The 11,523-nt window shown below is 62.7% G+C and carries 13 protein-coding genes and 1 pseudogene; 4 read left to right on the top strand and 10 right to left on the bottom strand.

Annotation, left to right across the window (positions count from 1 at the left end; all coding sequences use genetic code 11):
* Positions 1-998 precede the first annotated feature (998 nt).
* The 3 genes and pseudogenes from C0617_RS17255 to C0617_RS17265 all read left to right on the top strand — a co-directional run.
* Positions 999-1,569: PAS domain-containing protein (locus tag C0617_RS17255; protein WP_365889479.1), on the top strand; the 571-nt coding region annotated here is incomplete at its 3' end.
* A 1-nt stretch (position 1,570) separates the two neighbouring features.
* A pseudogene (locus C0617_RS17260) lies at positions 1,571-1,936 on the top strand (PAS domain-containing protein); the annotation flags it as partial.
* A gap of 2 nt (positions 1,937-1,938) precedes the next feature.
* Positions 1,939-3,177 carry a bifunctional diguanylate cyclase/phosphodiesterase gene (locus C0617_RS17265; RefSeq protein WP_365889475.1) on the top strand — a complete coding sequence of 413 codons (1,239 nt, stop codon included), beginning with the start codon at positions 1,939-1,941 and terminating at the stop codon, positions 3,175-3,177.
* Positions 3,178-3,461: 284 nt separating this feature from the next.
* Here C0617_RS17265 and C0617_RS16480 read toward each other — a convergent pair whose 3' ends face one another.
* Complete coding sequence (locus C0617_RS16480) at positions 3,462-3,752, bottom strand: hypothetical protein (protein ID WP_291318128.1); 291 nt, start codon at positions 3,750-3,752, stop codon at positions 3,462-3,464.
* Positions 3,753-3,841: 89 nt separating this feature from the next.
* Positions 3,842-4,465 (bottom strand): DUF1684 domain-containing protein, encoded by a 624-nt coding sequence (locus tag C0617_RS16485; protein WP_291318129.1) that lies wholly within the window; start codon positions 4,463-4,465, stop codon positions 3,842-3,844.
* 232 nt (positions 4,466-4,697) lie between these two features.
* Here C0617_RS16485 and C0617_RS16490 point away from each other — a divergent pair, with 232 nt between their 5' ends.
* On the top strand, positions 4,698-5,201 hold the full coding sequence (locus tag C0617_RS16490; protein WP_291318130.1) for a cupin domain-containing protein: 504 nt from the start codon (positions 4,698-4,700) through the stop codon (positions 5,199-5,201).
* On the opposite strand, the gene extS is transcribed toward C0617_RS16490, so the two are convergent.
* From extS to extI, 8 genes are all read right to left on the bottom strand, one after another.
* The gene (extS, locus tag C0617_RS16495; RefSeq protein WP_291318131.1) at positions 5,198-6,013 is read right to left on the bottom strand and encodes a selenite/tellurite reduction operon c-type cytochrome lipoprotein ExtS; all 816 of its coding nucleotides are present in this window, start codon (positions 6,011-6,013) and stop codon (positions 5,198-5,200) included. The two genes, C0617_RS16490 and extS, sit on opposite strands and share 4 nt — an antisense overlap.
* Complete coding sequence (gene extQ, locus C0617_RS16500; protein WP_291318132.1) at positions 5,989-6,408, bottom strand: selenite/tellurite reduction operon b-type cytochrome membrane protein ExtQ; 420 nt, start codon at positions 6,406-6,408, stop codon at positions 5,989-5,991. The genes extS and extQ overlap by 25 nt, the downstream gene beginning before the upstream one ends.
* A complete protein-coding gene (locus tag C0617_RS16505) occupies positions 6,405-7,025 on the bottom strand; it encodes a cytochrome b N-terminal domain-containing protein (protein WP_291318133.1) in 621 nt (206 codons plus the stop codon). Before C0617_RS16505 ends, extQ begins: the two co-directional genes overlap by 4 nt.
* Positions 7,026-7,068: 43 nt before the next feature.
* The gene (locus tag C0617_RS16510; protein ID WP_291318134.1) at positions 7,069-7,464 is read right to left on the bottom strand and encodes a ubiquinol-cytochrome c reductase iron-sulfur subunit; all 396 of its coding nucleotides are present in this window, start codon (positions 7,462-7,464) and stop codon (positions 7,069-7,071) included.
* Positions 7,419-8,660, bottom strand: a complete 1,242-nt coding sequence (gene extO / locus C0617_RS16515) for a selenite/tellurite reduction operon b-type cytochrome iron-sulfur cluster-binding subunit ExtO (RefSeq protein WP_291318135.1) — start codon at positions 8,658-8,660, stop codon at positions 7,419-7,421. Before extO ends, C0617_RS16510 begins: the two co-directional genes overlap by 46 nt.
* Positions 8,623-9,757 (bottom strand): multiheme c-type cytochrome (locus tag C0617_RS17270; RefSeq protein WP_365889478.1); only part of this gene is annotated, 1,135 nt, incomplete at its 5' end. The genes C0617_RS17270 and extO, both read right to left, overlap by 38 nt.
* A gap of 1,030 nt (positions 9,758-10,787) precedes the next feature.
* Positions 10,788-11,018 carry a selenite/tellurite reduction operon protein ExtJ gene (gene extJ / locus C0617_RS16520; protein WP_291318136.1) on the bottom strand — a complete coding sequence of 77 codons (231 nt, stop codon included), beginning with the start codon at positions 11,016-11,018 and terminating at the stop codon, positions 10,788-10,790.
* A 24-nt stretch (positions 11,019-11,042) separates the two neighbouring features.
* Positions 11,043-11,523 (bottom strand): selenite/tellurite reduction operon porin ExtI (extI, locus tag C0617_RS16525; RefSeq protein ID WP_291318137.1); only part of this gene is annotated, 481 nt, incomplete at its 5' end.

The raw sequence follows: 11,523 nt of genomic DNA on the forward strand, positions 1-11,523 counted from the left end.
GGTGCGCCTCTCCCCCCTGAAATGCGACGCCCTCCGTCGAAGAAGAGAAAGACCTCCGAGATTTCTTCCCCCAACCTGGAAACGGCGAAATTGCAGGAAGGAAGATCCTCTCTTCCGGTGTGTGCAATCAGGATGCGACGCATGCAGGACGCACTGTCAATGAAAGGCTCTTTCCCAAGAACTTACCGTCGGCAAACCGGACCGCCACAAGATAAAACCTTCAGGCGGGGCCATACAAAACAACTTCTGTACCCTACCCCGGACATTCAATCTTGAGCATTTACGTGCGTTACCTATTTATAACTTGCCATAAGATGCGCCATATGGTTAATAACTAACCAGAGGGAGAAAGGGGCTATCTAGCTAAAAAAATAAGCAAAAACCCATAAGTCCCCCCCAATGCCAAGGTGCTCCCAGACTCCGAACCAGGGCGGTCCCGTCCCATGAAAAAAACAAAACACCTCCTCATCATACTGGTCGTTGCCCTTGCCCTCGGCATCGGCCTGCCGGTCTACAACGTCACGGTGCTCGAACCCGCCGTATTTCACCTGCTCACCGACGCGACCGAGAAGGACGCCATCCGCATCGCCCATCACCTCGCCAACCAGATCTTTTCCGAAACCGGAGGAATGCCCCACGGAACACCGAGCGCCGACCAGATTCGAAAGATAGATCGCTTCAAAGGCGACCTGGGGCTGATAAAGCTCAAAATCTTCTCCCCGGAGGGCCGGATTCTCTTCTCGACCACGGCGGACGATATCGGCAAGACCAACACCAAGACTTATTTCCGGGAAATCGTCGCACAGGGACAACCCTTCAGCAAGCTGGTCACCAAGAGCCGGCGGTCGATGGAGGGCCAGATCTTTGCCGCCGACGTGGTGGAAACCTACGTGCCACTGATGAGGGCGGGACGCTTCGCCGGCGCCCTGGAAATCTACTACGACGTCTCCCGACGCAAGGCGGCCATAGACCGCCTGTTGAAACACTCATCGGGGGTGATGGCTTTGATCGCCCTGGTATTCCTGGGGGTAATTGCCCGCGTGGGAATCAAGGCCAAAAAATCGGCTGCCAAACAAACCCGGGCCGAAAAAGCCCTCCGGGATCAGGCGGCCCTGCTGGAGACAACCCTCAAGGCGATTCCCACCCCGATCTTCTTCAAGGACGAAAGAGGTCTTTATCTCGACTGCAACGAGGCTTTTGAAAGATTCCACGGCCTGTCCAAGGAAAAAATCATCGGAAAAACCGTTTATGATTTTGCCCCGAAAAAAGTCGCCGACACGTGCCATGGGGCCGACCAGGAGCTTTTCCAGGGAGCCGAGACAAAGATCTACGAAACCCAGTGGAACATTGGAAAAAGCAGCCCCCGCAACTATCTTTTCCACAAAGCAGTTTTCAAGAGGGAAGACGGCAGCATTGGCGGCCTGGCCGGAGCCATGATCGACATCACGGAGCAAAAACGAACCGAACAGGCCGTTAAAGAGGACCGAACCTTTCTGCAGTCGATCATCGACGGCGCCATCGACCCTCTCTTTGTCATTGCCCCGGACTATGAAGTGCTGATGATGAACANGGAGGGAAAACCCTTCGCTGCCATCAGGTTTCCCACCAGTCGGACCTTCCGTGCAGCGGCAGCGAACATCCCTGCCCCCTGGACGAGGTGCGCCGGACGGGACAGCACGCAAAAACGATCCATCGGCACACCCTCGCCAACGGGGAGGTCCGCACCTTTGAGCTGGAGGCCTCCCCGCTTTGGAACAGCGACGGTACCCTTCGAGCGGTCATCGAGGCCTCGAGAGACATCACCAAGCGCGTTGCCGTCGAGGACCATTTGCGCGCGAACCAGGAACGGATGAAGCACATCGCCCATCATGACTCCCTGACCGGGCTGCCCAACCGCCTCCTTTTCCAGGACCGCCTGCAGCAGGCCATGGCAAAGNCATGGCAAAGAGCCGCCGCTCCGGTCACCAGGTGGCCCTCCTCTTCCTCGACCTGGACCGGTTCAAGAACATCAACGACTCCCTTGGGCATGAAACCGGCGACGCCCTGCTCCAGCAGATCGCGAACCGCCTGAAGGCCTGCGTCCGCGAGGCCGATACCGTTGCGCGACTGGGGGGGGACGAATTCGTCATTATCCTGGAGCAATTCAAGGACATCCAGAACATCGCGACGGTGGCGCAGAAGATCCTTCATTCCCTGAAGCGCTCAATCGTTTTGAAAGAAACGGAGCTCCATGTCACCTCGAGCATCGGCATCGGGATCTTCCCCACCGACGCCGTCGACGTCGAAGGGCTGATGAAGTGCGCTGACTCGGCCATGTACCGGGCCAAGGACCAGGGGAGGAACAACTGCCAGTTCTACAAACCGGACATGAACGCCCGGACCCACGAGATGCTGCTGTTGGAGAACAGCCTGGGGAGTGCGCTGGAAGGGGGAGAGTTCTTCACGGTTTATCAGCCGCAGATCGAACTGGCCTCCGGCAAGCTCATCGGGCTTGAAACCCTGCTGCGCTGGCAGCACCCCGAGCGGGGCATGGTCTCTCCCGGCGATTTCATTCCCCTGGCGGAGGAGACGGGACTGATCGTGCCCATCGGCGAATGGGTCCTGCAGGCGGCCTGCGCCCAGAACAAGGCCTGGCAGGACAAGGGATACGCACCGGTTCGGATCACGGTCAACGTATCCGGCCGGCAGTTCAAGCAGCCCGGTTTTGTCGACATGGTCGAGCGGATTCTCCGGGAGACGGGCCTTGACCCCCAATGGCTGGAACTGGAGATCACGGAAAACGTCATCATGGAAAACTTCGGGGATGTCATCATGACCCTGACCGATCTGAAGGTCAGGGGTATTCATCTCTCCATTGACGATTTCGGGACCGGCTACTCCTCTTTGAAATACCTGAAAAACTTCCCCATCACCAAGCTCAAGATCGACCAGTCCTTTGTACAGGACATCACCGCCGACCCCAATGACGCCGCCATCGTGTCATCGATCATTGTCCTGGGCCAAAACATGAAACTGGAAGTCATCGCGGAGGGGATAGAAACCGAGTCCCAACTGCAGCAACTCCGTCAGAGGGGTTGCAAACAGGGGCAGGGCTACCTCTTCAGTCGCCCCCTTCCCGCCGGGGAACTGGAGCCATTCCTGGTCGATTTCCCCCGGTCTGTCGTCCCCTCGGCCTGAGAACCAGGCCTTTCGGCCCCGGCAATCCTTCTTCCCTGCCCCGCAGGAGGAATCTCGGCGAGAGCTGACGGATCGTTCGGGCGATGCTGACCGGCTCCCCCGAACCGCGCCATCCGCGGTGGCCAGTCTGAAAGGACGGCCCCGCATCCCCTCGCTACCCTGCGAAAAAAAGCCGGGCACAATGCCCGGCTCCAGCGAAAAATAGACAGGTTTTTCCCGCCCCCCCTTCCGGCCCGGAGGGCCCCTCCGACATCCATCAACCGATAAGCCCGCCCTCCCAAATCTTACTTCGGAAACAACAAGACGAAACCGAGCAGGCCGCCCAGGGCCACCGTCATCAGCGCACGCATCGGCACCTTGGTCGAATGGACAATGACGCGGGTGAGGATGTAGGCAATGATCCAGCAGATCGCCAGGCGCACCACCCCTCCCTCGCGGGGCGTGGACCTCGCCCAGATGAATGCGATCAGTAGAAAGTTGATCAGGTAGAGGACGACATTGAGGGCCCATGCCGCCCACGGACGCCCCTGGGGCGTGGGCGCCGGCCCGGTTTGTTTCCTGGTTCCCTTTTTCATAACCTCCTCGCAGTGCAAATGACAGGGCGATCCGGCAAGGTCAATGCCCCTGCCGCGCCCTGCCGAATGGAATCCCCCTCAACTGGGGGTCAATGATGCCCGTATTTTTTCTCCCCCGCGTGTATGCGCATTTTAAGCATGTTCTGCGAAGGGGGAAACGGGCAAAGATGTTTGTCGCTGTAGTGGCAAAAGGGATTGTAGGCCCGGTTGAAATCGAGCACATAAAGACCGTTTTCAGTTGCATCCAGCTCGATGTAACGGCCCGCCTCGTAGGTTTCGACGCCGTTGCTCGCATCCTTGAACAGGACCATGAGGGCCGGGTCGCCCGCCGGTTGCCAGACTTCCACCTCCAGAGCCTGCCCATCCAGGTCGAAACGGAACTGGCCGACGGCATTCATGGTGACCGTGCCCGTAGAGGCATCTCCCGGGGCGCGCAATTTGGGTTTCGGGTATCTCTCCAGGCTCCCGACGATGCGCTGGGCCTGGTCGATCGGGAAATAGTTCAGCCCGGTAAAGTTTTTCCGGGCGGCATAAGGCAGCGGTGAGCTGCCCGTTTTGAAATAGGCGTCCTTGGCAGCGCGAAAATCTTCGACCCCCTGCAGGTAAGCCGCCGGATCGGGCGCCAGGGGGACGGGCTGCTGGACGGGGCCTGCACAGGCCGAGAGGGTTGCGAGAAGGATCAACGGGACAAACAGCCTGCAGAAGCTTTTCATTTCTTTTCCCCCTTCCGACCCTGGATCTTTCGTAACGAATTCTTTCGGTCGATCTTTCTCATTGGACAATTGAGCGATTGATGTATAAATGGTACTCGAATTAAATCTTCTTTGCCAACACAATGATATTTTAATTCCGGGACAGTCAGGATTGTGGAGGGCGAAGGAGGGACCGTTCCAAGGCGATTGACTGCGACGCTTTTAACATGACGGCACTGCCGAAAGGAAAAACATGAACCCCGAGGCGCGATACTGGATCGAGAAACTCGGCCTGGAAAGACATCCCGAAGGAGGATGTTTCCGTGAAACCTACCGCTCCGAAGAAGCGATTCCCTCCCGGGGCCTGCCGGAGCGCTACGGCGAACCGCGCCCCTTCTCCACGGCCATCTACTTCCTGTTGGCCGACGGGGACTTTTCCGCCCTGCACCGGATCAGATCCGACGAGCTGTGGCACTTCTACCGGGGCTCTTCTTTGACCCTCCACGTCATCGAGCCGGAGGGGATTTACGGGAAGATCCGCCTCGGCGCGGACCCGGAAAAGTGCCAGGCGCTGCAGGCGGTCGTCAAGGCGGGGTGCTGGTTCGGCGCGACCCTGAACGAGCCGGACTCGTATGCGCTGGTCGGCTGCACTGTGGCCCCGGGGTTCGATTTCGCCGACTTCGAAATGGGGGAGCGCGAGGCGCTGCTCCGGCGCTATCCCCGGCACGGGGATACCATCCGGAAGCTGACCCGCTAGGGGGCCGGTCGTTCCGCCTCTTCACCAAACACCCCGAGCAACTGGGAGAGTTCCTCCTCCTTCAGGGCCACCGGCGCCATGGTCGCCAACGGTCTGATCTCCCGGGGGTTCTTAAGCCACTTCTTCAGCCCGTCCACCGTCCAGCGCTCCCCGTCCCGGAACGTTTTCGGATAAAACTCGGAAAACAGGCCCGACAGGTTCGGGCCGACCTCGCCCTGCCCCAGCCCCCCCTGCCCCTCGGTCAGCCCCCGATGACAGCCGCCGCAGTGCTTGACGAAGGGATTGTCCTTCCGCCGTCCCCGGTCTTCGAAATGAACCACCACCGGGGTCTCTTCCACGGCGGCCGGTGCCTTCGCCGCCCCGAGGAGGATGGCGTTGACCATCTCGACGGCCTGCACCTCGGAAAAGCGGAAATCGGGCATGAAGAGAACCGGGTGCCGGATGGCCTCCAGCAGTTCCTGCGGCCGCGATGTCTGCGGGGCCCGGTCGAGGCTGACGGCGAGCCGGTTCCCCTTCCCTCCCGTCGCATGGCAACGACGGCAGGCGGCCGTCTCGATCCGCTTTGTTCCCCGCTCCGAGACCGGGCTTCCCTCCAGAGTGTAATGGGCGAAACGCCCCTCGATCAGCTCGTGGTGGGCGATCTCCGGCCGGTCGGTGCGGGGGTTGCCCCGGTGGCACTCGACGCACGCCCCCCCCTCCGGGTGGTGGGACCGGTGGCACTCGAGGCAGCGGTTCTCCCCGGAGGACGCCCATCCGACCCCGGTCAGAGCCCAGAGGAAGAGCAGTCCTAAAAAGGCAGAACGAAGGCCCAATTTTCACCCCGGAAGAAGAGAGCGACGCCGGTCAGGAGGACGATAGCGACAAAGGCGGCCAGGGTCAGCAGGTTCACCGCCATCTGGTCCCGCGGGAACCAGCGGGCCCTGGTGCTGGCTTCGGTCCCCGGCAGAAAGGGCAGCAGGAAGAAGAAAAGTCCCAGGGCCAGGATCAGGTAAATCAGGGTGCCGCTGTAGCTGACGAGTTCCTGCATCCAGAGAAGGAACCAGGCCGACTTGGAAGGGTTGGGCACCCGGGAGATGTCGGCGGGCACCTGCAGGGGCGCGGGAAAGAGGGCGGCCAGGCCCAGCAGGGCCGCAACGACCAGAACAAGGGCCAGCTTGATGCGGCGAAAGAAGTACGGCGAACTCTTGACGTATTCCTCAGGTCTCATAGGTACGGCAGGGCCCCCTTGTCCTTGCGGATACGGTAGAAGTGCAGAAAGGACAACAGCAGCACCGCGACCGGCAGCACGACGACGTGCAGGGCGTAGAAACGGATCAGGGAGAGGGGCTGCCCGACCGCGTCGGGGACGAGAAAACTGCGCACCAGTTCACCGCCCGGCACCGAGGCGATCAGCTGCATCCCGGTCTGGGTCGCCCAAAGGGCCAGCTGATCCATCGGCAGCAGGTACCCCGTATATCCGGCGAAGAGGGAGAGGCAGAGGATCAGAAAACCGATCACCCAGTTCAGCTCCCGCGGCCGCCGGTAGGCCCCGGTCCAGACGACCCGCAGGGTGTGCAGGAAGATCATGATCAGGTAGCCATGGGAAGCGAGGCGGTGCAGGGAACGGACGTAGCGCCCCCCCGGCACCGAGCCCTCCAGGTAGAGGATCGACTCGAAGGCGCCCTCGGGCGAGGGGCGGTAGTAGAAGAGGAGCAGAAACCCGGTCAGGGCCAGGGCGAGGAGGCAGGTGAAAGCCAGCCCCCCGAGGCAGAAGGTGTAGCCGATGCGCAGGTTGCGCTTCAGGACGACCCGGGGGAAGAGATGTTCGACGAATTCCTGGAACAAGGGGACCTCGTTTCGAATCAGTTGCCTGCTGTCGGTTTGCGTTCTAGGTCAGGACCACCAGCGTGCCCCCCTCGTCCCGGACCTCCAGGCGCTCGAGAGGGCTGGGGGCGGGCCCTTTCAGGACCCGGCCCTGGCGGTCGAAAACGCTGCCGTGGCAGGGGCAGACGATCCGGTCGGGGGTGACGTTCACGGTGCAGCCGAGGTGGGTGCAGACCAGGCTGAGGGCGTAGACCTCCTCCCCGGAGTGGACGATGGCCACCCGCGACTCGCGGTAGACGAGGGCCCCTTCGGCGGGCAGTTCCGCCTTTTTTACCTGGAGCAGCGTTTTTTTGCGCGCCTTCGGCCCGGGGACCAGGAACTTCCAGAGGACCAGGCTGCAGGCCGCTCCGAAGGCTAGTCCCTTGAGGAATCGGCGACGCGATCGATCAGTCTTTTCCATTTCTCCACGTAGGCCCGTGAATAGGCCTCGCCCCTTTCGCGCATTGTCGCAAATCTTTCGGCGGAAAGAAAGCCCCCTCCCTCCACCTGTTGCCCCTTCTGGCTCCAGAAGGAGTCGAGATCGAGCCCGTCACGGCGCAGGCCGTAGATCCGGTCCTCCTCCTTCTCCAGCAGAAAGCGCCGACCGTCCTCGTGACAGCCCTCGCACATCACCGTCCCGCTGCGCACCGTGTGGGGGAAGAAGGCCTTCCAGCGGGCGGCCAGCAGCCGGTTTTCCCCCGCCTCGGGGGCGTCTTCCCGGAGATCGCTCTGAAAGGCGATGAACTGGGGACGGACGGGGCTGACCCGGCCGGCTCCGTTGAGGCCGAGGGGCGGGGCGTCCTGCCTTTTCAGATATGCGCTCCGGACGTATTCGCTCTCCGGGTCCTGGCGCAGGCGAAAATGCCTGCGCGCCTCGGCGTCGCCGAGACGGAGGAAGAATGTTCCGTACTCCTGGGCCGCCCAGGCCGAGTGGCAGGCGTAGCACTCAAGCTTGTCCCGGTGCGCGTCGATACGGTGCTCGATGACCCCGTCGTCGGGGCGGTGGCAGTCGGCGCACCCTTTCGAGGCCTTCTCCCCCGCCGCCAGGCTGGCCATGGAGTGGCATTCTCCGCACTGCAGGCCGATCTCGGCGTGGAGGTCGGGGCGCATCTTGAGGTAGTTCTCGCCCTGGGCCTGGGGCCCGCGCTGATAACGCTGGTGGTCTTCGCGGGGGGCCCGGCCGAAATAGTCCCACCCGACGAAGTACCCCTTGTGACAGGAGAGGCAGGCCTCGCCTGTGGGCCGGGCGATCTCGTGGCCTTTCTCGCCGTGGCAGTCGAGGCAATCGCTGACATGGCAGCCGGAGCAATTGTTATCGAAAAACCCCGGGTCGTGACGGCCGTAGGTCTGGGCCACAAAGCGCCGCTCGACCTCCCGGGTCGCCATCGGCCCGTGAAACATGGCATCGAATCCCTCGTGGCAGGAGACGCAGCCCGGCGCTCCCCCCGCGGCCGAAGAAGGACGGGCGATCTCCCCCCCCGCGCCGTGGCAGGCGGAGCACTCCAGCCCCCGGTGAACGCCCTGGACCGCATCCCGGTGGCAGGCGCCGCAGTCCTCCTGCGCTCCGGCCGCCAGGGGGCTAAGGGCGAGCAGCAGCAGAATGATTAAGGCACGCATCGAGTCGCTCATAGTCCAATGGTTTCTGATAGATGGGGTCTTTGGGGTCGGCGTGGCAGACGAGGCACTGGTTGACCGCCCACACCCGCTTCACCTCGGAGCCGTTCAGGGGCCGGGAACCCTCCCGGGTGATGGCGGAAAAGGCCCGCACCCGGCCCTGGCTCAGGGAGAGGTAGCCGTCGAGGGGCTTCTCATCGGAGCGCTCGCAAAGGAGGGTCGCCTCGATCGTCCCCTCCTCCACCACGTGCTGGCCGAAGCCGAGAAAGGCCGGGTTGCCGTGGCACTCGCCGCAGCCGACCGCCCGGGTCCCGGTGTTGTGGCCGTAGAAGGGGGCGAAGCGCAGCTGCCTCTTCCCCTTGAACTCGGTGACGTATTCCTCGGCGGTAACCCTTCCGCCGGCATCCCGAACGGTGACGAAAGTCTGACAGCCCGGGGTGACAGGGGAGATCCGCCCCCGCTGATCGAGGGCCAGGGGGAAGGGGTAGAGGGTGCGGTAGTCTTCGGTCTCGCTGAAGCGCCCGGGAGTCTTCTTCCCCTTGACGAAGTCCATCCCCAGCTGCCCCTGGTCGTATTCGGTGTGGCAGCCGTAGCACTGGACCACGGTGCGCGAGTGGCAGGAGTGGCACTCCAGGCGTCCGTGACCGGCGATCATGTGCTCGGCTGTTCCGGTGATGACCTTGCTCTCGTGGCGCCTGCCGTCGCGCTTGCCGTAGAGGATCACCTTGCCCTCCTCGAGGGCGACGTTGCTGTAGGGTCGGCCCTTTGAGGTGAGGACCATCGTCATGCCGGGGCGCACCGGGGCCTTGTAGCCGCGCGACTCCCGCACCGGCTCCTCGTTCTCCCGCACGATCTCACGGGCCCGGGGCCTCTCCGTGGGGCTGCCGTGGCAGTCCTCGCAGCCGACCTCCACTTGCTCGTAAAGGTTCTCGTAAGCGTAGCCGTCCCCCATGACGTCCCTGGAGGTGTGGCAGTCAATGCACTCCATCCCCTTTGCATGATGGATGTCGGGGCGGATGCTCGTGGCGTTGCGGGCCCCGCTGATGATGGTCGGACCGGGAAGCCCGTCCCGGGTCGGGACGAGACCGTTGTTGCCGTCGNGTCGTTGAGCCCCTCGTAGGAGAGGGCGATGCGGCCGCTGCGGTTGTGGCAGCGGGAGCAGACCCGGTTGTCGGGCAGGGGGGCGAGGCGGTGGTCCTCGGAGTAGGGCCACTTGCCATGCACCGTGGGGTCCCCGCCGGCATAGGTGGCGTTGTCGGCGTAGGGGAAGTGGCAAGCCGCGCAGCCGGAGCCGTGGCTGCCTTTCCAGACCTGGTTGGCCTCCCCGGCCACGTGGCACAATGAGCAGAACTTGCGGTACAACTCCCCGGCCAGGTTGTCCAGCCCGGCAACCGGCTGGAGGGATAGGGGATTGCCGGCGGCGTCGTGCACCTGGGCGCCCTGCGTCCCGTAGAGCCGGCCGTCCTCACCCTCCCAGGTCTCTTGGATGTTCTTGATAATCCCCGTGTTGGTGGTCATCAGGGCGGCGCGGACCCGGCCGAGCTGGTAGGGGTGGCAGCGGCCGCAGCTCCGCTCCCAGAAACGGGGATCGGAGGGGTTCTTCGGGCCGAGCATGGCGCGGTGGGAGGCCGCCTTCTCCGTCGCCTGCGGATCTCCGCCGTGGCAGGAGACGCAGTCGGTGTGGGTGGCCGAAGCCGCTTCGATCCCCTCGTGGCAGGAAAGGCAGGTGGAAGCATCGCCGATGTCCCGGGTGCAGCCGGCAAGAAGCAAAAGCACGAGAAGCCAAAGGAGAGCACTGATGGAGACAGAACGAATCATGCAAAAAACCGGCACAAGGCCCAGGGACGGTGGTAACGACAGTGAGAATACGAAACCGCTCAGAATGGCCATTCTACCACAACCGTCATGTCGGCACAAAAAAATCGGCGGGCAGGGCCCTTGGGCCCCGCCCGCCGTGGGACATCTTTTTCAGGAAACGTGGGAGCTGTCCTTATTCGCTCACCGTCACGGTCTTGCTGAACTCCTGCCACGGAAAGGGGTCGCACTCTCGCAAGGCCCGCGCCTTGCGGCTAATTGCTGTTGCCCCCCGCGGCTTGCGCCGCAAGGGGGGGGCAACAGGGTGCAACGGTGTTAACAGCCCTGGAGCATGTCCATGCCGGCCTCGGGGGCCTCGGCGGGAGCCTCGACCTCGAGGGTCACCATCGAGCCGACCTCGATCTTGGAAGCCTTGCCCTTGACGATCTCGATCGTCACCTTTTTCCCTTTGACCTTGACCACCTCCCCCTCGAACTGCCCGGCGGCGGCGACGCCGCCGAGAGCCAGGGAAAGAACGGCCGTCAGGATGAACAGTTGCTTTTTCATGATGTCAGTCCTTTTGTCAAATCGCTAGAAGATCAGCTGCATCTGGGCCACGGCCTGGCTGAAGTCCTCCAGGTCGGCCTCTTCCTTGTCGTAGTCGGTGTTGCTGAACTCCACCGTGAGTTTCAGGTTCTGGTCCTTGATGTAGTAGTTGAAGCCGCCGGCCAACCAGGTCAGTTCCTGGGCATCGATGTCGTTCAGCTTGGCGAAGGACCAGTCCTCGTAGCGGGCGAAGAACTGCAGGGGCAGGTTGGGCAGGAGGTAGCCGGCCTTGACGTAGGAGCCGTTCTTCTCCGAGGCGTTGGGACCGGTGCTGCCGGCCTTGTAGGCATCGTCCATGTCGTAGTCGACGTAGGCGCTGGAGACGGTGAAGGTCCCCACCTCCTCCAGGGGGTACTCGAAGAAGAGGTCGGCGGTCCAGGCGTTGAGGTCCTTGGGGTCGGTGCCGGCGAAGGCCACGTCCGACTCGTACTGGTAGGCGGCGCCGAGGGTCAGCACCTTCTTCTTG

The sequence above is a fragment of the Desulfuromonas sp. genome (genome assembly GCF_002868845.1).
In the GTDB taxonomy this organism is placed as follows: domain Bacteria; phylum Desulfobacterota; class Desulfuromonadia; order Desulfuromonadales; family BM501; genus BM501.